General features: G+C 55.0%; 22 protein-coding genes and 2 pseudogenes. 18 read left to right on the top strand and 6 right to left on the bottom strand.

From position 1 onward, the window contains the following. Window positions 1-14: 14 nt before the first annotated feature. The 6 genes from KNP06_RS01800 to KNP06_RS01775 all read left to right on the top strand — a co-directional run bounded on the left by KNP06_RS01800 (window position 15) and on the right by KNP06_RS01775 (window position 5,743). A complete protein-coding gene (locus KNP06_RS01800; protein ID WP_214710847.1) occupies window positions 15-1,205 on the top strand; it encodes a hypothetical protein in 1,191 nt (396 codons plus the stop codon). A 130-nt stretch (window positions 1,206-1,335) separates the two neighbouring features. Continuing rightward, window positions 1,336-2,097 carry a YveK family protein gene (locus KNP06_RS01795; protein ID WP_214710848.1) on the top strand — a complete coding sequence of 254 codons (762 nt, stop codon included), beginning with the start codon at window positions 1,336-1,338 and terminating at the stop codon, window positions 2,095-2,097. Continuing rightward, window positions 2,066-2,767: a CpsD/CapB family tyrosine-protein kinase gene (locus KNP06_RS01790; protein ID WP_214710849.1), complete on the top strand. Its 702-nt coding sequence runs from the start codon at window positions 2,066-2,068 to the stop codon at window positions 2,765-2,767. The genes KNP06_RS01795 and KNP06_RS01790 overlap by 32 nt, the downstream gene beginning before the upstream one ends. A 12-nt stretch (window positions 2,768-2,779) precedes the next feature. Further along, window positions 2,780-4,333, top strand: a complete 1,554-nt coding sequence (locus KNP06_RS01785; RefSeq protein ID WP_214710850.1) for a lipopolysaccharide biosynthesis protein — start codon at window positions 2,780-2,782, stop codon at window positions 4,331-4,333. Continuing rightward, window positions 4,333-4,947 carry a sugar transferase gene (locus tag KNP06_RS01780; protein WP_285800855.1) on the top strand — a complete coding sequence of 205 codons (615 nt, stop codon included), beginning with the start codon at window positions 4,333-4,335 and terminating at the stop codon, window positions 4,945-4,947. Before KNP06_RS01785 ends, KNP06_RS01780 begins: the two co-directional genes overlap by 1 nt. 151 nt (window positions 4,948-5,098) lie before the next feature. Beyond that, window positions 5,099-5,743, top strand: coding sequence for a thioredoxin domain-containing protein (locus tag KNP06_RS01775; RefSeq protein ID WP_214710851.1), 645 nt, complete (start codon window positions 5,099-5,101; stop codon window positions 5,741-5,743). 51 nt (window positions 5,744-5,794) lie between these two features. Here the strand turns inward: KNP06_RS01775 and KNP06_RS01770 are convergent, their stop codons facing one another. Together KNP06_RS01770 and KNP06_RS01765 are read right to left on the bottom strand one after the other, a co-directional pair. Beyond that, entirely contained in the window at window positions 5,795-6,184 is a 390-nt protein-coding gene (locus KNP06_RS01770) for a hypothetical protein (RefSeq protein WP_214710852.1), read from the bottom strand. Window positions 6,185-6,286: 102 nt separating this feature from the next. Continuing rightward, window positions 6,287-6,520 (bottom strand): hypothetical protein, encoded by a 234-nt coding sequence (locus tag KNP06_RS01765; RefSeq protein WP_214710853.1) that lies wholly within the window; start codon window positions 6,518-6,520, stop codon window positions 6,287-6,289. Between the two features lie 126 nt (window positions 6,521-6,646). Between KNP06_RS01765 and KNP06_RS01760 the strand changes: the two genes are divergently transcribed. Then, window positions 6,647-7,888 carry a UDP-glucose dehydrogenase family protein gene (locus KNP06_RS01760; protein ID WP_214710854.1) on the top strand — a complete coding sequence of 414 codons (1,242 nt, stop codon included), beginning with the start codon at window positions 6,647-6,649 and terminating at the stop codon, window positions 7,886-7,888. 34 nt (window positions 7,889-7,922) lie between these two features. On the opposite strand, the gene KNP06_RS01755 is transcribed toward KNP06_RS01760, so the two are convergent. Beyond that, complete coding sequence (locus KNP06_RS01755; protein WP_214710855.1) at window positions 7,923-8,396, bottom strand: DinB family protein; 474 nt, start codon at window positions 8,394-8,396, stop codon at window positions 7,923-7,925. 124 nt (window positions 8,397-8,520) lie between these two features. Here KNP06_RS01755 and KNP06_RS01750 point away from each other — a divergent pair, with 124 nt between their 5' ends. Both KNP06_RS01750 and KNP06_RS01745 read left to right on the top strand, forming a co-directional pair. Beyond that, window positions 8,521-9,249 carry a DUF3784 domain-containing protein gene (locus tag KNP06_RS01750; RefSeq protein WP_034778957.1) on the top strand — a complete coding sequence of 243 codons (729 nt, stop codon included), beginning with the start codon at window positions 8,521-8,523 and terminating at the stop codon, window positions 9,247-9,249. Next, complete coding sequence (locus tag KNP06_RS01745; protein ID WP_214710856.1) at window positions 9,246-9,512, top strand: hypothetical protein; 267 nt, start codon at window positions 9,246-9,248, stop codon at window positions 9,510-9,512. The genes KNP06_RS01750 and KNP06_RS01745 overlap by 4 nt, the downstream gene beginning before the upstream one ends. Before the next feature lie 31 nt (window positions 9,513-9,543). Here KNP06_RS01745 and KNP06_RS01740 read toward each other — a convergent pair whose 3' ends face one another. Both KNP06_RS01740 and KNP06_RS01735 read right to left on the bottom strand, forming a co-directional pair. Further along, complete coding sequence (locus tag KNP06_RS01740; RefSeq protein ID WP_214710857.1) at window positions 9,544-12,252, bottom strand: EAL domain-containing protein; 2,709 nt, start codon at window positions 12,250-12,252, stop codon at window positions 9,544-9,546. A gap of 114 nt (window positions 12,253-12,366) precedes the next feature. Continuing rightward, a complete protein-coding gene (locus tag KNP06_RS01735) occupies window positions 12,367-13,995 on the bottom strand; it encodes a C40 family peptidase (RefSeq protein WP_251129628.1) in 1,629 nt (542 codons plus the stop codon). A 299-nt stretch (window positions 13,996-14,294) separates the two neighbouring features. Here KNP06_RS01735 and KNP06_RS01730 point away from each other — a divergent pair, with 299 nt between their 5' ends. From KNP06_RS01730 to KNP06_RS01715, 5 genes and pseudogenes are all read left to right on the top strand, one after another. After that, window positions 14,295-16,148 (top strand): sensor domain-containing phosphodiesterase, encoded by a 1,854-nt coding sequence (locus tag KNP06_RS01730; RefSeq protein ID WP_214710858.1) that lies wholly within the window; start codon window positions 14,295-14,297, stop codon window positions 16,146-16,148. Window positions 16,149-16,319: 171 nt separating this feature from the next. Further along, window positions 16,320-17,096, top strand: a complete 777-nt coding sequence (locus tag KNP06_RS01725) for a hypothetical protein (RefSeq protein ID WP_214710859.1) — start codon at window positions 16,320-16,322, stop codon at window positions 17,094-17,096. A gap of 13 nt (window positions 17,097-17,109) precedes the next feature. Further along, complete coding sequence (locus tag KNP06_RS15250; protein ID WP_251129629.1) at window positions 17,110-17,274, top strand: hypothetical protein; 165 nt, start codon at window positions 17,110-17,112, stop codon at window positions 17,272-17,274. A 15-nt stretch (window positions 17,275-17,289) separates the two neighbouring features. After that, a pseudogene (locus KNP06_RS15245) lies at window positions 17,290-17,454 on the top strand (YxeA family protein); the annotation flags it as partial. Between the two features lie 154 nt (window positions 17,455-17,608). Then, window positions 17,609-18,363, top strand: a pseudogene (locus KNP06_RS01715) (Fic family protein). A 29-nt stretch (window positions 18,364-18,392) separates the two neighbouring features. Here the strand turns inward: KNP06_RS01715 and KNP06_RS01710 are convergent. Beyond that, window positions 18,393-18,833 carry a MerR family transcriptional regulator gene (locus tag KNP06_RS01710; protein WP_214710860.1) on the bottom strand — a complete coding sequence of 147 codons (441 nt, stop codon included), beginning with the start codon at window positions 18,831-18,833 and terminating at the stop codon, window positions 18,393-18,395. Between the two features lie 319 nt (window positions 18,834-19,152). Between KNP06_RS01710 and KNP06_RS01705 the strand changes: the two genes are divergently transcribed. The 4 genes from KNP06_RS01705 to KNP06_RS01690 all read left to right on the top strand — a co-directional run bounded on the left by KNP06_RS01705 (window position 19,153) and on the right by KNP06_RS01690 (window position 20,055). After that, window positions 19,153-19,365, top strand: coding sequence for a hypothetical protein (locus KNP06_RS01705; RefSeq protein WP_029594867.1), 213 nt, complete (start codon window positions 19,153-19,155; stop codon window positions 19,363-19,365). 68 nt (window positions 19,366-19,433) lie between these two features. Then, the gene (locus KNP06_RS01700; protein ID WP_016510821.1) at window positions 19,434-19,574 is read left to right on the top strand and encodes a YvrJ family protein; all 141 of its coding nucleotides are present in this window, start codon (window positions 19,434-19,436) and stop codon (window positions 19,572-19,574) included. A gap of 26 nt (window positions 19,575-19,600) precedes the next feature. After that, the gene (locus KNP06_RS01695; protein WP_058764453.1) at window positions 19,601-19,813 is read left to right on the top strand and encodes a hypothetical protein; all 213 of its coding nucleotides are present in this window, start codon (window positions 19,601-19,603) and stop codon (window positions 19,811-19,813) included. 29 nt (window positions 19,814-19,842) lie between these two features. Beyond that, window positions 19,843-20,055, top strand: a complete 213-nt coding sequence (locus KNP06_RS01690) for a DUF2922 domain-containing protein (RefSeq protein ID WP_034778930.1) — start codon at window positions 19,843-19,845, stop codon at window positions 20,053-20,055. Window positions 20,056-20,075 lie beyond the last annotated feature (20 nt).

The following is a 20,075-nucleotide window of genomic DNA, read 5'->3' as shown; positions in this document are numbered from 1 at the left end:
GAGGAGGGAGACGCATGAAACTCGATACCGAGGTCGGCGTCGTCAAGTACTTGGTGTTGTTCTATTATCTGCTCGCGACGACCGTCTTTTACGCGCTCGCAATTTACGCGACCGGGAACGGCGTGTCGTACCATTTGTTCGGGGAAGGGGATGACGGCGTCTTCTACTGGGAACAGGCGATGAACGTGTTTTACGACTTGTCGTGGATCCGCACGTCGATTTATCCATGGGTCATCGGCAAGCTGATGCAGTTGATTGGCACCGAGAGTGTGTTCGCCATCCGGCTGTTCAACTTCGTCGGCATGGCGCTCCTTATCCACTTCGCCTTGAAACTCGTCTCCATCCAGCTCGCGACAACAGAGCTCGGGGAGAAAGGTGAACGCATCCGCCACTATGCCTATCTATACGCGCTGTTCAGTTTCATCGCCTATATCAGCCTGTTCATCAACATCACGACATCGATTTACCGGGACGTCTGGATCTACATGCTCTATATCGTCGCGACGTATCTCGCCATCCGCTGGTTGTTCGAGAAGAACTGGACGTATTTCCTGCTCCTGATTCCGACCGTCTGGCTGCTCGGTGAGTTCCGGACATATGCACTTCTGTCGTTCGTCATGGCGACCGTCCTATGGCTGACGCTGCAAGCGGTGCGCAAAGTCGCCGGACCGTTCGTCATCCTGACACTCGCCCTCGTCTTCTTCGGCGTCATCTATACGTTCTTCATGGATGTCCAAGTCCCGATCGTCGACAAGACGCTCCGCTCGGCGTTGCAGTATCGCTCCGACGGCATCGGCTTCCTCGCCGGGGGCAGTCAGATGGGCATCCGGCTCGACGCATCAAACTACTTCGGTTTCTTAGTCAATTATGTACACAGTTACCTCGGCAACCTCGTCGGCCCGCTCCCATGGGACGTACGCGGCCTCACGATCTTGCTCGTCTTCTTCATCGAGGCGTTGCCGATGACGCTCATCTTGTTGTTCCTTTGGTCACGACGCGCCTACGTCACGAAAGTACAACAGTTCATCTTGACGCAGGCGTTCGTCTGGAACGGCTTGATCGCCATCACGAACGATAATATCGGGACCGCGCTGCGGCTCCGCGCCATCGCTTATCTGTTGATCTTGCTCGTCTTTGTCGTCGCCTATAGCCGGCACCGGGCCGAACAAGCGAAACAGCCCGTTCCGCCTGTCGTCACGACGTAGACAAATCTTTCAAAAAAATGATAGGCATCTCCTTCCTGTTTGTATTTGACGGGAAGCGGGACGGGGAAATGGTCATTATCCGACAACGCATACAACTTTGAGTCGCACCAACGAAGGAGGTTAGGTTGCCGTGAAAGACATCAACGCATCGATTCGCGATATTTGGTTCATCCTAAAAACGAAGAAATGGGTCATCCTCTTCACCATGGTCCTAGTCGGGGGCATCGCCTATTCGCTCAGCCGTTACGTTATCCCGCCGACGTACGAGGCATCGACCCAGATCCTCGTCGTGCCGAAACAAACGGGGACGGAGACGCTCGACAGTACGCAGATCCAATCGTCTCAAGGGCTCGTCAACACGTATCGAATTATCATGAAGAGTCCGATCATCTTGAACGAGGTGCGCGAGAATATCGCCAGCGCCCCGGAGAAGCTCGAAGATCAGATCGTCATCGAGAGCGAGGAGAACTCACAAGTCATCACCATCCGAGCGACGGCTGACTCGGCAGCGCTCGCGTCCACCATTGCCAATGAGCTCGGACGCGTCTTCTCGAACGAAGTACCGAAATTGATGAATATCGACAATACGCAAATCTTGTCGCCGGCGTTCATCCCGGCCGAACCGGTCGAACCGAATATCCCACGAAACACGGCACTCGGTGTCTTGGTCGGCTTCATCTTGAGCAGCGGCATCGTGCTCATGCGTTACTTGTTCAACAAACAGATCCGTTCCGAGGCCGAGGCGGAAGCCATCCTTGGTATCCCGGTCATCGCGTCGATCCCGTTGTTTGATCGTCAAATCGCGAAACCTGAGAAACGGAAGCCGCAGGAACCAAAAGTCGTAAAGGAGGGTGAACCGTATGTTCCGAAAACGCAACGAAAACTATCATAATCGGATGACGAAAAACTTGATTACCATTTACGAGCCGAAGTCACCGATCTCGGAGCAATATCGGACGCTCCGGACGAATCTCGAGTTCACGTCGCTCGGCTCGAAGCTGCAGACGCTGCTCATCACCTCGACGTCGATGGGCGAAGGCAAGTCGACGACCGCGAGCAACTTGGCCGTCGTCTATTCGCAACTCGGCAAGCGCGTCCTGCTCGTCGACTGTGACATGCGGCGCCCGACGATCCATCAAATCTTCCATATCGACTCACGGGTCGGGCTCTCGAACGTGCTCGCCAAGCGCTCGACGGCCGAGGCGGCCATCCAGCCGACCCAGTTCGACAACTTATACGTCATGGTCGCGGGCGTCGTCCCGCCGAACCCGTCCGAGTTGCTGGCGGCCCCGGCGTTCCGAGAGATGCTCGATCATGTGAAAGACGACTTTGATATCATCCTGCTCGACGCACCGCCGATCATGCAAGTGGCAGACAGCCGGATTATTGCCCAGGAAGTCGACGGGGCGATCCTCGTCCTCAGCTGTGAATCGGCCGACCGGGATGAGGTCGTCAAAGCACGCGACCAGCTGCTCATGACCGGGGCGAAGATTCTCGGCATCGTCTTGAACCGCCGCGAGTCGCGTCAAGGCAAGGACGCCTACTACTATACGTATCAATGAGGAGGCTCTACCATGGCGACCAAATATGCCATCGAACCGGAACAGGCGAGTTCGAATCAAATCAAATACGGCGCCTTGGTCTCGTACGGATCGATCGGGTTCAACATCATCTCGGGGCTCCTTTATACGCCGTGGATGATCAGCAAGATCGGGCAAGGAGACTATGGGTTATACGTCCTGTCGTTCTCGATTATCGCCATCTTCGCGTTCAACCTCGGGCTCGAGGTCGTCGTCGCCCGTTTTCTCAGCAACTATCGGACGCACGGTGACCGTGCTGGAGAGATTCGCTTTCTCGGCATCGCCTATAAGCTGTTCTTCTTCATGACGCTCTTATTGACGGTCGTCCTCGTTGTCCTCTACTTCCTGCTCGACGTCATTTACGGCAATTTGAGCGCGAGTGACATGGAGAAGTTGAAAGTCATGTATCCGATTGTCGGTTTCTACATCTTGATCACGCTGCTCGCCAAACCGATCGACGCCGTCTTTATCGTCAACGAGCGTTTCATCCAGCTGAACACGCTGCTCTTCCTCGAGAAAATCCTCATCGTCAGCTTCACGATTGGAGCGCTCGTCATGGGTTACGGGGTCTACGCCCTCGTTGTCGTCAACGCGGCGATGATTTTGCTGATCAACTTGTGTAAGTTGCTGTACGTCTGGAAAGGAACGGACACGGAAATCGACTTCACCACGTCGGGAAAAGGGATGTACCGTGAGATTTTCGTCTTCGCCTCCTGGCAGACGACCGTGTCCGCGACACAGAACTTCTTGATGCACATCATGCCGACCGTGCTCGTCATCTTTGCGAGCGGTGTCGCCGTCGCCATCTTCTCGATCGGGATGGTCATTGAAGGATACGTCCTGTTGATCGCCACGGCCGTCAACTCGCTGTTCTTGCCGAAAGTGACCCGGCTCAACCACTCGGGCGGTCTGAAAGACATCGAGAACTTGATGATCCGGGTCGGTCGCATCCAACTGTACGTCATTGGGCTCATCACGATGGTGTTCATCGCGATGGGCGCGGAGTTCATCCACTTCTGGGTCGGGGACGACTTCAAAGAATCATACGTCGTCGCGGCGCTGTTGATCGCGATGGGAATCATTACGCTACCGCAAGAGATTGCCAACATCCATCTCGTCGCGACGAACCAGGTCCGCTACCGGGCGTACGGGATGGTGATGTCGGCGGTGATCGCCTTGATCTTCTCGGCGTTCCTGAGCGGTCCGTTCGGGGCGACGGGAGCGGCGCTGTCGGTCATGATCGGATACTTGAGCGGCAATACGCTGTTCATGAACATCATCTACGCGAAAGTGTTGAAGCTCGACGTGTTCCGTTTTTTCCGAGAGTGTCATGTGAAGCTCGCCCCGGGATTACTGTTCGTTCTCGGACTCGGCTTCATCGTCCAATATCTGTTTCCAGCTGACACATTGCTCGGCTTCGTCTTCAAAGGAATGGGACTCGTCCTCGCCTACGCCATCTTTATGTGGGTGTTCACGGTCGATGCGTTCGAGAAAGACTTGGTCCGGTCGATGATCCCAAGCAAGCGATTCGGAAAGGGGGAAGTGTGATGGGGATGTATGAGACGTACGTCAAGCGGCCACAAGACGTGGTGCTCGCGTCGGCCGCGCTCGTCGTATTGAGTCCCGTCCTCGTGACGGTCGCGGGTCTCATCAAGTGGAAGCTCGGGGGACCGGTGCTGTTCAAACAGAAACGTCCCGGGAAGGACGGCGTCATCTTCGAGATGGTGAAGTTTCGGACGATGACCGATGAGCGGGATGAGCACGGCGAGCTGTTGCCGGACGAGGTCCGGTTGACCCCGTTCGGTCAGACGCTCCGGTCGCTCAGTCTCGATGAGCTGCCGAGTCTGCTCAATATCGTCAAAGGTGACATCGCCATCGTCGGACCGCGCCCGTTGCTCGTCGAGTATTTGCCACGTTATAACGAGGAGCAGCGCCGACGACATGACGTCCGTCCCGGACTGACGGGCCTCGCGCAAGTGAATGGCCGAAACCGGTTGTCGTGGTCTGACCGTTTCGCGCTCGACGTGAAATACGTCGAAAACATCACGTTTTTCAATGACTGGAAGATCATCCTGCAGACGGTTGGAAAAGTCGTGAAGAAGGACGGCATCTCGTCAGATACGGCGGTGACAATGGAGGCGTTTATGGGGAATGAAAGATAACACGTCTTATAAATGAAACGAGCGGGCAGGGTCCGCTCTTTTTCTTGTGTGCCGTTTCTTTTGGCCATCTTCATCAGAACGTCACTCGAGTCTGCCGGGCAGACATGGTATAACTAAAAATGTGAATAATTGAACATAAGGAGGTTTATACATGAAACGATTTTATCTACTATTCGTCGGACTCATCCTAATCCTTTCTGCCTGCAGCCAAAGCGAGGCCGTCGAGTCGACGAAGCTGCATACATACACGAAGTACGAGCTCCCGCTCGAGGACAAGGTCGCGCTCGGAGAAGGGAAACACGAGATTGTGTTCGTCTTCGACTACAGCTGTCCGTGGTGCAAGAAGTGGATGGAAGAGGTACTACCGGAGATCGAGGAGCGCTGGATTGACACGGGCGAGGTGACGTTCAAAGGACAGCCGCTTGTCCTGTTGAACGAACAGTCACAACTGCTCGCGAACGTGGATTATAACGTGGAACGGCTCATCCCGGACCGTTACTATGAAGTGCAGCGCGCCATCGGACACGACTCGGGGTCGGACGGCTTCGGGACGGAAGACTACGCCCGAAAACTCGCGTCCGAGTTTAATCTCAATGCGGACGAGTTGCTTGCGAACCATGTCGACGTCGGCATCCAAAACTTACGCCTGTTCACGCGCGACTTCGGCGTCGCCTACGTGCCGACGGTGTACGTCGACGGCATCCAGCTCGTGGACGCGTTCAGCTTAGAGGAAATGGAACACGTCATGGATGGGACCATCAAATCCGGTAATCAAGTAGAATTGCCTGGAGACTAAAGTAACCCCTCGTCAATGCGACGAGGGGTTAAGTTATTTTGAAGTAGCGCATCATTTCAACTCTTTCACCGGTTTTTTCTCGAAGACGATGACTTTATCGGACTGGAGGCGATGGATGTCCTCCGGCTCCATCAAATCGAGGGCGAGCCAATCATCGAGCGTCGTATCTTTCGGCATCTGACGCCGGTTGAGCGGTCCATATTTCCGTTTGTTGTACGTCCGCCAAATGAACAGAAGGAGAGCGGCGACGAACGAGGAGACGAGCCCGAAGAAGAGCAGCTCGCGGATGTCGGCGTTCGTGACGTTCTTCTCTTTCTCTCGCGTCAAGCTGAACAAGAGGGCGCCCGAGATCCAAAACAGCGCCATGAAGAACGGATACCAAAACACGAACTGGGCCAGTGGTTCAATCCAAGGTGCGATGTCGAGCCCGTAAAAAGTCATAGAAGTCTCCCCTTATTTTTCAATCACCTATATCATCATATAAAATATTATTCCATATCTATTGGAAAAAATATACATATAAAAAAGCACTCGACGTTGCTGTCAAATGCTTTGTTTCTTTTGTCTGTCTCTGCGCCACTTCCAAACGAACAAACCGATGAGCGCGAGGACCGGGGCAGCGACCCATGGACGGGCTTCAATGATCGCAACGAGCTCGAAAATCGACAGCCATCCGCTGATCATGATTAAGATAAGCAGGAAAGTCTTGAGTCCACCTCGAATAGGAAACCAGTAGAATACGAACAGCGAAATCAAAAAGAAAGCGAGCAATCCCATGCGGTTATTCCTTTCTAGCCTCATTTTGACTCATTATAGCAGAGAATATTCACAGAGTGTTAGAGCCTTCCCTTGCTCGCCGCTTTTCGTTACTGTTAGGAGAAGACTATTGAAGGAGGAACTATCGTGAAATTTGGAATCATCGGCCTTGGCTATGTCGGACTGGCCACCCTGTGCGGACTGGCGAAAGCGGGGCATGAGGTCATCGGTGTCGAGAAAGATCAACCGAGACTGCTTCGTCTCATGAGCGGGGACGTTCCGTTCCACGAGCCGGGCATGGCAGATGTGTTACGTGACTATCCTGAATCGATTACGTTCACAGACTCGATCACCGACACAGAAACGGTCGACTACCTCATCCTTGCTGTCGGTACGCCGAGCAAGAGCGACGGCAGCTGTGACTTGACGTTCGTCGACGCGGCCTTGTCCGAGGTGAAGTCGAAACAAAAGATCATCATCCGTAGCACCGTGCCACCGGGGACGACCGACATGCTGTCGATCATGTACCCGGCCCACACGTTCGCCGTCGTCCCCGAATTTCTCCAAGAAGGGCGCGCGCTCGCCGACGTGTTGAAACCGCACCGTGTCGTCATCGGCAGTGACAACTTCGAGATGTGCGAGGAACTCGCGGGCATCTATGGACGCCTCGGTGTCCCGCTCGTCTGCACGTCGCCGATTGACGCGGAGTTCATCAAGTACGCCTCGAACGCGTTTCTCGCCACGAAAATCAGTTTCATCAACGACTTGGCGCGTCTCGCCGACAAGGCGGGAGCGGACATCACGACGATCGCCGACGGGATGGGTCTCGACCCGCGTATCGGACGTTCGTTCTTGAACGCCGGCCTCGGTTACGGGGGCTCGTGCTTCCCGAAAGACATGCACGCGCTCTTGAACGTCGCCCACGAGAACGAGCTCGACTTGCCGGTCATCAGTGCCGCCATGCACTCGAACGACGCCCAGATGGGTTACGTCGCCTCGAAAGTCGAGCACAAGAGCGGCCTCAAGGTCGCCTTCCTCGGTCTCGCCTTCAAACCGGGTACGGACGATATGCGTGACGCACCGTCGGTCACGCTCGCTCGCCACTTGGCGTTGCGTGAAATCGATATCGTCGGCTATGACCCGCTCGCCAAGTGGGACTATCCACAGGCGATGACGGTCGAGGCGGCGCTCAAAGGAGCGGACGTCGCCATCCTCGTCACGGAATGGGACGAGCTCGTCAACTTGAAGCCGGAAGCGTTCGACGGGATGCGGACAAAACGGTTGATCGACGCTCGTAACGCGTGGAAATATGCACGCGACCCGGGTACTGTCCAATACGAAGGGATTGGCCGGATGCAAAACAAGGCGAATACGCCGTCATCGATGTGACGAGAGGCGAGACCCCGCGGGGCCTCGCCTTTTTTCACGCCTTCATCTGTTCTTTCGTCGGGCCCATGGCGCCAGGGACCGTGAGTCCCGCTTGACGGAGGAGCACCGTCATTTGGCCGCGGTGTTCCGTCTGATGGTCGATCATCATGCGCAAGACGGCACCGCGCGGTTGCTTCGCGCCGTGGACGTCGACTTCTTCGAGCAGGTACTCGTCCGAGAACTGTTCGGCCGCCTTCGCAATCTCATCGGCGTAACGCGCATATTGATCGGCGATCAGTGCCGCGTCGGTCGGTTGTGTCAAACTCTTCAGGGCCGACAGCCGGAAGCCGAGCAAGTTCGTGAAATAACCGAGCGCGGTCGTCACGTGCCAACCGATCCAGCCGAGTGAGTTATGACCGGGAACGATCTCCTGGCCGAGCGCCTCGTCGGTGACGGCGCGAAGCACGTCGAGCGTGCCGGTCGAGGACTTGGTCCAATCTTGTAGAAAGTCTGCTTTTGTCCGATACATCGAATTCCTCCTTGAGCGTTCTGACTCCAGTATAAGATATCGTCCAAGTCATTGGCACGCCTTATGATTTTGAAACATTTGGTCCGTTTTTCTCGTACACTATAGTAGAAAGGGGGACACCTCTATGTGGGGACTCGTGATTGCAGCACTCATTTTATTCTTGCTCGGATTTGCCGTCCATCGCTTGGGCTGGCATTTCCTCATCTCGGGATATAACACGATGAAGCGCGAGGACAAGGCCCGTGTGGACATCAAGGCGGTGGCACGATTGCTCGGCTTCATGTGTTACGGCATCGCAAGCATCTTTCTCGTCATCGCCGCCATCGACATGTCTGGTCTCGACATTCCGCTCGAGCCGTTCTTCCTGCTCATCGTCTTGCTCGTCGTCGTCACACTTTGGCGCAGCCAAAAGTATGACGGGAATATATTTGATGAGCGCGGGAAACTTCGTCCCGGCGGCAAAAAACGGCTCATCCCGCTAGTCCTCGTCTTGACGCTCATCTTAGGCTTTGTCGGAGGTCTCTTGTTCTGGTTCAACCAACCGACCGAGGTGACGTTCACCGACTCGGCGCTCGTCATCGAAGGCAGTTACGGCGAGACGGTGCCATACGATGAAATCGAAACCGTCACGTTGACGTATCGGCCAAGTCTCGACCGCCGGACGAACGGTGCCGCCGTCGGCTCACGCTTGACCGGTCACTTCCGGACGACAGGCGGGGAAGATGTGCTCGTCTTTCTCGACCGGGACATCGAGGCCGCCGTTCGCATCGACTGGAGCGGCAAGCCGATCTACGTGAACGTGGAGTCGAACGAAGCGACGGAAGCGTTGTATGAGGAGGTACGATTGAAATGACCCACCCCTGGTATACACGGCATATGCCGTTCTTCTTCTTGACGTTTTTGTTCGCGCCGCTGACGTTACTGCTTCTCGTCTGGCGCTGGGAGAAGTTCGAGGGACACGAGCGAGGCGTCAAGCTGTTCTTCGCCATTGGGATGACGATGTTCATCGTGTTCGGTCTGTTGCCGCGCGGTTCGCTGCCCGTCATCCTGCCTGTTGTCGGACTGTTGATCGCGCTGAAGCTCGTCTTCAATCTCCTCAAACGAAAAACCGGCTGACATGTGTCAGCCGGTCGAACGGGGCCCTCGCTTAGGCGAGACGGCCTCTTTTTTCATTCACCCATGCCTCGAACGCAATCGTGTCGAGGGCCGGGGCGTAGTAGTAACCTTGGCCGAGCTCGACGCCTTCGGCGAGGATGCGGTCCAAGTCTTGCTTCGTCTCGATTCCTTCGGCGAGCGACGTCAGTTCTTGTTCGCTCGCGAATCGGGAGACGGCGCGGAGGAACGACGTGCTCTCCTTCGCTTTTCCGCTGACGTACATGCGGTCAATCTTCACTTCTTGGATCGGCAAGTGCCAAATCGCTTCGAACGAGGCGTAGCCGGTACCGAAATCGTCGATCGACAGGCAATAGCCGAGGTCGGCGATATCTTCGAGCCGCTCGAGCTCGTTCGTGTGTGACATGATGTCGGCCGACTCGGTCAGCTCGATTTTCAACCGGTCCGGGAGCCATGGATACGTCTCGACCAAGTCACGCAGCTTCGTGACGATCGACGGGTCGACGGAATGGGCCGACAAGTTGTACGACAACGAGATGTCGGCGAACGGGGTATCGCGCCAGGAAACGAGCTGTTGCACGACCAAATCAAGGATCGAATGCGATAACCAAAGGATTTGATCGGACCGCTCGGCGATGCGGACGAACTCGTTCGGCGGCACGTAGCCGATGTCCGGGTGCTGCCAGCGTGCGAGCGCCTCGGCCCCGACGACACGGCCCGTCTTCAACTCGACTTGCGGCTGATAGGCGACGGTGATATGGCCTTGTTCGATCGCCTCCGGGAGCGCCTGTTCGATCAAGGCGGCCCATTGGAGCTGGGCGAGGATGCTCGAGTCGTACCAGACGAACGGCGTCCGCGTCTCTTTGGCGTGTTGGAGCGCCTTCGTCGCCTCGAACAGGCAGTCGTTGTAGTTCGGCGTCGTATGGGTCGCCCCGATTTGAAGATGCACGGTCTGGCGTTTCTGGTTGATCAACAGCTCGGTCGGGAACAGCTCGAGCAACTCGGTCTCGTCGACGTTACGGAGCCCTTTCACGTACAGCATGAGCGTATCGTCACGGTAGCGGCCGAACAAGTGGTGCGCGTACTTCTCGAGCCGGTCCTCAACGTGCCGGGCGAACTCGGTCATGAGCAGGTCGGCATACGTCGGGTCATACCAGTCGACGAGGTGATGGAAGTCGTTCAGTTTGATCAACAGGAACGTGCCGTCGATGTCTTGTTTCTCCCATGCGCGGAGGAAACCGTACTCGTTATAGAGTTCGGTGGCGAGGTCGAAGCGGACGAGCCGGTCGACTTTGCGCTCACGCTCGACACGCTCGGTCTCATCTTCGAGGATGAGGTAATACGTGAGCGTCTCGCCGCGCTTGAGCGGGATGATTTTGACGTTCAAGAAGCGGACGTGCTCACCTTTCAAGTGCAAGATGAACTGCGCGCTCGTCCCGTTCTCCGTCACCCCGGCGAGCGCCTCGCGCAACAGGCGGCGTCCCGTGTCGGTGAACAGTTGGTTGATCTCATACAAGTTGCGTTCCCCAAAGAACTGGCGGAACACATCGTTTCGTTCGATGAAGTCGTACGTGTCATCGATCAAGGCGATGGCGAGTCCCGTCTCGGAGAAGAGCGACGACCAGCGCTCATGATACCGGAGCAGGTCGTCCGATTGTGTCTCGAGCGTGTGCACCGTCGAGTGGACACTGACGGCAATCTCTCGGAGTTCGTCCTCGATGCCGCGGAAGTCATGATTCGGCGGGAACGATTCTGCGACCGGTTCCGTGCTCGGGTCGATGGCGAGGGCACGGGCCTTCAAGTGTGCCAAGTCGTGGGCATACATCTTGCGTGTGTAGCAGAGGGCGAGCAGAAGACCCGCCGACAACAGCATCGTGATGAGAAGGGCGGCGATGGCGAGCGTACCGTAACGGTCACGCTCGGCCATGAGCGTGTCATCTGCCGTCGACCGCACGGTTTGAAGGGCGGCGTGTGAATCCTCATAAAAGCTCGTCCCGTTGACGTAACGGGCCTCGAGCGTCGAATTGGCGGCCGTCACCCGTCCGAGTGCGAGCGCGCTCTCGATCAAGTCTTCGACCGATTTGGTTTTCAGCGAGGGATCGGTCGCGACGATGTCTTCGATCAACCGGGCCTCGTTCGCGATCGTCGAGACCTCGAAGTCGAGCTGGTCTCGGTCCGGCGTCTCAGCGAGCAGGTTCGTCACACCTTCGACGAACGCCATCTGCATCCGCATGACGGCATCGGTCAATTCATAGGCGGTGTTCGCCTGGGCGGTCCGCTCGAGACCTTGGTAGAGCCAGCGCCGGTTGATCGACTCGATGACGTCGAACGGTACGGCCTCGAATCGGCTCGACCCGTCTTCGTTCAACGTGTCCTCGAGCTGTTCGGAGAAACGGAGCAGGGCGTCCCGTTCCCGTTCATCGACCCCGGTCTCGAAGTCGTCGAGCAGTTGAAGATTGTATTGGAGCGCCCGTTCACGGTACGGGGCCGACAACAGGGCGGTCGGTTGCTCGGAGTTCGTCTCGTACAGTTTGGCCGCGTGATGCAAGACGAGGTACGACTCGACCCCGGCCAAGTCAGAGGCATGATTCAAGTCGCGCACCGTTTCATCGACGGCGACGTGCTTTTCTTTCCAGTAATAGCTCAGTCCGAGCCCGAATAACAATACGCCGATGAGACAAGCGACGGCGAGGGCCATCGTGTAAGTTCGGTACGGAATTTTAGCGAATCGATTATTTCCCATCGGACACCTCCTTCTTTCTCTTCCCATTCTATCTTTCGTGTTCGAGTCTTTCGAGGGAAATCCTGCCCCACGAAAAAAACCCGACAAAGGTCGGGTCTTCCAATGCGCCGAAGGTCACGGTCGTTTGTAGCCGATGACGCGTGATTTCCAATATGGCTCTTTGCTGATCGTGTTGTAGCCGAGTCCGTACGTCCCGGCATGGATGAACGTGTCCGAATCGATCATGATGCCCATGTGTGACGGGCCGGCCGTGTACGTGTTCTCGAAGAAGACGAGGTCGCCTGCTTTCGGGACGAACGTCTTGCTGAGCTGTGTTCCGAAATAAGACCCGGCCCAATACGTGGCGACGTTCGTGCGGGGGACGCTGTAGCCTGCCTGATTGTAGGCGTAATAGATGAGTCCAGAGCAGTCGAACCCACCGTTAGCCGGGTTCGAGGATGCCCAGATGTAAGGCGTGCCGACATATTTCTTGGCGACCGCGATGGCGGCAAGACTCTTCGCTAGTCCATCAGACGAGCCTGAAGGTGCCGTCGTAGAACCTTTCGGCACCGCTTTGACGTATGAAGCAGCGACGAAACCGGTCGTGTTGCCGATATAGATTTGATGCCATCCGTTCGACGTTTGGACGACCCGGAGCGTCTGTCCGGCCGTGACGCTGCCGATGACGGCAGAGCTCGTTGAGGCTGAGGCGCGGACGTTGAGCGATGGCGTATTGACGACATAGTCGAACGATTCGTTGCCCGCACCGCCATCTCCGGCGTTCGGAGTGACCGGCGCGCTCGGTGCCGTCGTCGTCTGTTTCAAGTAACCGGTGCTAACGTATCCGCTCTTGCCGTTATACGTGACGTACACCCACGTGCCGCTCTGTTTCGTCGCTTTGACGGTCGTGCCGTTCGGGATGCTCGTGACGAGGGCGTAACCGATCCCTGGGCCTTGACGGACGTTCAAATTCGCCGTCGTGACGTAAGACTGGTTGATGCTCTCTTCTTTGATGGCCGGCTTCGACGGTGCGACCGGTTGGCTCGGCGTCGTTGGAGCAGTCGGTTTGACGGATGAATTCGTCAAGTAGCCGTTATGTACCCACCCGGTCTTCCCGGCATAGCTGACTTTCGTCCAAGTGCCGCTCGTTTTGATCGGTGTGAGCGCTTGACCTTTCGGGATGGTGACGAGTACGTCGTGCCACGTCCCAGCGGCGCGGCGCAGGTTCAAGTCGGCTGTCGTCACGGTAGCATCGCTTGATGTGACCGGTGTAGACGGTGTGGCTGGAGTCGGTGTGCTCGGTTTGACGGATGCGGTCGTCAAGTAGCCGTTATGTACCCAACCGGTCTTTCCGCCATAGCTAACTTTCGTCCAAGCGCCGCTTGTTTGGATTGGACTGAGCGTCTTGCCTTTTGGAATCGTGACGAGCACTTTATGTGATGTACCTGCGGCGAGGCGCATATTTAAATTGGCCGTTGTAACGGTACCTGGTCCTGGCGTGGCCGTCGTAGCGGCGGGTTTTAATGTGCTCGGGGCGCTCCCGCTCAATTTGAGCGTTTGGCCGATGGCGAGACGGTCAGAGCTTAAGTTGTTGCTTGCTTTCAACTGGGCGACAGACACGTTATGTGTTTGGCTGATCGACCAAAGCGTGTCACCGGCACGGACGACGTGTGTGCTGGCTGCAGCGGCTTCATCGGCCTGGGCGATGATGCTTACGGCGGCGATGGCTGCGAATGAGTACATGAGGCCGGACTTAGGGGACATGGGGTCACTTCCTTCTCTTGATTTCAATTGACAATTATCGACAGGTGAAACGATACATTTTTATTGTAGGGTTTACACATACGGCAAGCAATGGTAGAAATGGGTCAATTAGTGGATTCTGTTGAAAATAAGGTCAATAATTTTGGACGTGGACGAAGAAGAAGTACTAAAGAAACAGGGGAATCGAAAATTGACTTTCTGTTGAATTTTGGAAACCTATTTATATATCTTTTCGTGCTATCATGAATGCAAAACGTTTGAACGAGAGTAGGGGACTTATGAACGAGAGTAGGGGACTTATGAACGAGGGGAACAATTCATCACAAACATACCGACAACATCAAGAGAAACTGTTCGAACTCGTCCGGATGCCCGACGTGACGGAGGAAGCGGTGCGACAGACGCTTCATTACATGTGCGAAGTCGTCTCCGATATGCTCAACGTCGATACGGTCTCGATTTGGCACTTTGACGAGACGTACGCATCGATCAGTTGCCAAGTTGCCTATTCGAAAGAGAGTGGCCCGAGTGAACCGGCATTGACGGTCATGCGTGGGGACGCACCTGTCTACTTCGACGCCCTGCGGACGAACCGGGTGTTGCCGTTTGAGAACGTCCGGACCCATGAGTGGGTGAAGGACTTGTACCAGCAACATTTCGTGGAAGGGCAGCGGGTGTACTCGATGCTCGACGCGCCGATCTATGCGAACAATCGGGCCAAAGGGGTCATCTGTTGCGAGACGTTTGCCCCGCGCCAGTGGACGTTCATCGAGGAATTGATTGTCAGCACGCTATCCGATTTTATCGCCATCCTCTATCTCCGGCTCGACCGTCAAGAGATCGACGACCATCTCGCCAAGCTCGCCTATACGGATGAACAGACCGGACTCATGAACTTGAACGGCTTCATCGAACGGGTGGACGCGCTCCGGGAACAGACGCCGCATCAGCTCGGGTCATTGATTTATTTTCGGGCGGACGAGTTCCGCTCGGTTGAGACGGCAATCGGTATCCAACGGGCAGACGAGATTGTCCTCGAACTGTCAGAACGAATCCAGCAAGTCGTCGATCCGACATTACTCGCGCGCATCTCCCAGTCTGGCTTCCTGCTATGGACGCCTTACGGGGACCGAATCAAAGTCAAAGGATATGCCGATTTGATTTGCGAGACGGTGACGAGCGAGCCGTTCGCGGTCGGGGAACTCGATGTCGTCTTGACGATGAGCGCGTTCATCTCGATCGAGGACAAGTCGCGTTCGACGCTCGAGATGATGGATACAACTCGGATCACGGCCAATGAGCGTCACGTGCAACGTGGAGGGATCGCTTTTTACGAAGAAAAGATGAGCGAGAAGGCGACGGCACGCCTGACGCTTGAGATGAACCTCCGTAAAGGGCTCGCCTTGAACGAATTCACGCTCTATTATCAGCCGAAGATCGAAGCGGCGACCGGAAAACTGAATGGGTTTGAAGGATTGATGCGTTGGATTCATCCGAAACACGGATTGATCCCGCCGCTCGACTTCATCCCGATCGCCGAGTCGACGGGCGTCATCATCGCCCTCGAGGAATGGGCACTCGCCGAGGCATGCCGTCAGTTGAAAACGTGGCACGCCTCGGGACGGATGTATCAACTCGCACTGAACTTGTCGGCTCGTCATTTTCTATCGGACGGGGTCGTCGAGAAGTTGGGCCAAATCGTCAAAGAGATGGACGTCTGTCCGAACTATTTGACGTTCGAGATCACCGAAAGCGTCGGGATGGAGAATCAACAGCACGTCATCGAACGTTTCATCGCCTTCCGGGAACAAGGGTTCTCGATCTCGATTGACGACTTCGGGACCGGATTCTCGGCGTTCGTCTATTTGAAGCACTATCCGATCCACGAGATCAAAATCGATCGTCAGTTCATCCAAGTGACGGACAACGACCCGACCGGCAACGTCATCGTCCAGTCAATCATCGAGCTCGCTCGTGGGCTCGAATTGAAGACTGTATGCGAAGGCATCGAGACGCCGGAACAGCTCGACACGCTCCGTTCGCTCGGTTGTGACGAGATGCAAGGATATTATTTCTCGCGTCCGCTCCCAATCGACGAACTCGAGATGTGGATCGAGGATTATGAAACGACAAAAAAGGATTCGCTCCGTTGAGCGGATCCTTTTGACTGGACCGTAGACATATCAAATGTCTGCGGTTTTTGTTTGCCCCCTAGACACGACTCACTTTTCTGGGGCAAGCAGGTAGCCGCACCGCGACTTTGCCGCTGCTGGGTCTCCCTTTGCTTGCTAAGCCCCTAGAAGTCGATCCGTATCGCTGGAGAGATGGGAGAACGCGAATATGGCGTCATCGACGAGTCGACGTTCCGTGACGTCGCGTCCGACATGGGCTGGGATACACCTGAAACGCTAGCCTCCGACCAGGTCTACTTGATCGATCCGTTCTATGATGAGTGGTTCTCAGAAAACGTGACCGCGGTCGTGACCGCGGTCGAGCTTGATGGCGTGACACATGAAGTCGCCTCCCGTTATGAGAAGACACCGCTCAACCTCATGACATTTGACGGTTTGCTCCTCGTTACGCCAGACGACGTGTTCACGGCACTGCCGGGAGAGGCGTTGGCGTATCAGGCTGTCTCGGTCGCCGATTATAAAGAGCAGACCGCCTTATCCGAGTCGTTGTCGATTGAGGCGAACTTCTCGAGCGCGACAGCGTTGTATAGCGAGGCGATGACCGTGCACGGCGCGCTGTTGTTCGTCGGCAGTTTCCTCGGACTCATCTTCCTCGTCGCCACCGGCAGCATCATCTATTTCAAGACGATGACCGAGGCCGAAGAGGACCGGGCCAAATACGCGGTGCTGCGGAAAGTCAGCATCTCGAAGCGGGATGTGAAACGGACGATCCGTCAACAGATTGCCGTTGTGTTCCTGGCGCCGTTCTCACTCGGGATCGTGCACGCCTCGGTCGCCCTCGTCGCATTCTCACGATTGCTGGTGATGGATTTCACGGTGCCGGTGCTCGTCTGGATGGGTGTATACAGCGCGATTTATGCGCTCTACTACGTGTTGACCGTACGTCGGTTCACGAAACAAGTGATATGAAGGAGAGAACATCATGAAAAAAGGAATCATCGCGAGCCTCACGCTCATCGTCGTCATCATTGGGCTCGTCAATATCGATTGGCAACGGATTGGGAAGGATCATGTCTACGTGCAAGTCGGGGAGGTCACGGAAGTGGAAGAGACGACGCTCGACTCGGGTGACGTCGTCCGCCGCTAAGTCTACTCGACAGAAGCGCTGACGAAGGATGGGGACTCGCAAACGGTCACGTTCACGGCGGCGAAAGAGCTTCGGAACGGGGCGTACTTGAAGTTGTACGTCAAAAACAAGGATGAGGTCACGTCATACGATGAAGTGTCGGTCGCGGACGTTCCCGAAGCGGCACGAGAGAAGTTATAAAAAATAAAGTACGATGCATAACCCGTCTGTGGGAATTGAGGTGTCGTGCTTTTTCGCATGTGTCGTGAATTGGGGCGTTCCATCGAAATCGACTTGCTCTGGGTAACAAGCGTATAATAGAATCACTAACACTTTAAGAAAGGAAGCGGGCTATATGTTTGAGCAACTGACGAATAAAAAAGAGCAACTAGATCAAAGCCGACCGCTGCCGACGTATACGCTTCAAAGTTTGAGAGCAAAACTATTTTTAGAGTGGACATATAACTCGAATGCCATTGAAGGAAATACGTTGACAATCAACGAGACCAAAGTGGTGCTGGAAGGTATACGGTTGGCGGGAAGACAATGCGAGAGCATCTAGAAGTGATCAACCACCAAGATGCCATTTCCTACGTAGAAGAAATTGTTCGACGTGAAGAGCCGCTGACCGTATGGCAAATCAAAAATTTGCACCGTCTCGTCTTGAAAGGCATTGATGATGCGTATGCAGGCGTCTATCGGGATCAGCAAGTGTTTATTGCCGGAGCCGCTCATGTGCCGCCGCCTCCTTATCTCATTCAAGAACAGATGGAGCAGCTGATAAATTGGTATGAAACAGAGACGAATACGATGCATCCAGTTGAACGGGGTGCTTTATTGCATGCTAAGTTCGTGGGGATTCATCCGTTCATTGATGGAAATGGTCGTACGTCTCGGTTATTGCTCAATTTGGAGTTGATGAAGTCCGGTTATCCGCCTGTCGTCATCAAAGTCGAAAATCGCCTGAGTTATTACAATGCGCTAGATCGGGCGCATACGACAGAAATGTACAACGACTTTATCAATCTGGTCGCTACAGAGGTCGAAACATCGTTTGATTTGTATTTGAGCGCCATCGCCCCTCGTCCATCCAAAAACAGCCCTTCCTGAATCGTCAGGAAGGGCTGTCTCATGTCCGCTCATTCATGCGGCAGTTTGGTTTTTAATTCTAACTGGAGTATGTACGCCAATTCTTTATGGGCCAACTCGGAGAAGTTCGTCTTTTTGACGTGTGTCCGGGGCCGTAGTCCGCATTCCAATGCGATGTCGACGATAGTCCGAATCTGATTTTCCGTATAGAAGCGCTTGCGTCCCATCGTGAACGGGGTCGGTGGCAAGACGCCGTCGGTTTCCCATTTGATCAGCTGTTGCTGGCTACGGGGAATCCCGGCGACATGAAACGCACGGCTCAGTTCTTTGAGTGGATAGACGGTCAATGGGCGTTCGTTGTACAGGAGCGGCTTCGCGTTTTCCGGGCGATAAGCATCCCAGTCAGTCGCATAAAACGTCAGGTCGGTGTGGTCGAAGTCGAGTTGAGCGGAAGGAATAGAAGTGTTGAGTGCGAAGTCTAAGCTGTTCATCTAGAGTATCTCCTTCTTCAAGTCAAACTGGTCATTTCGAAAATGCCCTCCTCCGTATAGTAACCCATTTCTAAGCAATTAACTGCCAGTTTTTTCAAAGTGGGGAAATGAATTCGTGGGACTTTAGGCGTGTTTTCGAAATGCGATTGACGTCTATTAAGATACCCTAATTGGTATGATAATTCAAGGAATAACGCCGATTTTTACCGATGAATACGCCTTCATTAGAATAGGTCTATAGTCGTTACGAAAAGGTTACAAGGAAATATGAGCAAACATTCACCAACTTCGGTTAATAGGGGCGAAGGAGGTGAGACATATGGCAGTGTATCGAGAATACGCAAGCGTCTTTTATCTGGACACGAAGCGGCTCGTTGACGGCAAAGAAAAGCGTCAGCTCGTCCGGTTCGGTCCACTCGGTGCGCGGATGGAGACCGAGGAGATCAAGCAGTTCGGTGATCTGTTGATTCCGCTTCTCGCGGTCGAATCCGCCGCATACGTCGTGTCGCGTGAGTTCCACGTGACGTTCTAATTGGAGGAACCCCTGATGCGTGTACTAATGCGTTCCGCCGGAGCCTTGTCCGATGAGCGGGTGGGCCCATGAGCTGGCCCGAACTCATCTCGAACCTCGGCTTCCCGATCGTCGTCTCGCTCTATCTGCTCCACCGGATTGAGACGCGCCTTGAGCGCATGATTCAATTGCTCGAGCGTCTCGACTCGACCTATCCATCCGAATCGTAATCCATCCCTGAAAGGAGCCATCCACAATGGCCGTATTGACTGAAAAGAAAGCGACGCTCGTCTTGACGACGCACCATGATTTGAACAGCTTGAAACCGACGAAGAAAACGCAGCGCTTCGGTCCGATCCGGGCGGCGCTCACGGCTGACAACGCCGAGGCGTTCGGCCACCTCATGCTCGACTTGACCGAGCAAGAAGATTTCACCGTGTCGGTCGTTCGCGAATACGATCTCGTCTAATCACACCCACATCCAAGGAGGACTAACCCATGACTGAGACTAAAGTAGAAATCGCATTTTTGGATATGTTCAATAAAGTATCACGCTTCCGTTTGAATAACGTGAAACAACCGGTCGATCCGTTAAAAGTCCAAGCACTCGCCGACTTCATGGTCGCCAACGACCCGCTCGGCAAGAGCGTCGTCAAATGGACAGAAATCAAGATGATTGAAGGCACGCAAACCGTGTTGAACGTCCAATAATCCAAAGGCATCGTCTCTCA

Origin of the sequence: Exiguobacterium sp. s21 (genome assembly GCF_018617975.1) — a bacterium.
Lineage (GTDB): Bacteria > Bacillota > Bacilli > Exiguobacteriales > Exiguobacteriaceae > Exiguobacterium > Exiguobacterium mexicanum_A.
The sequence above is the reverse complement of the archived record's forward strand: the minus strand, read 5'-3'. Positions and strand labels throughout refer to the sequence as shown.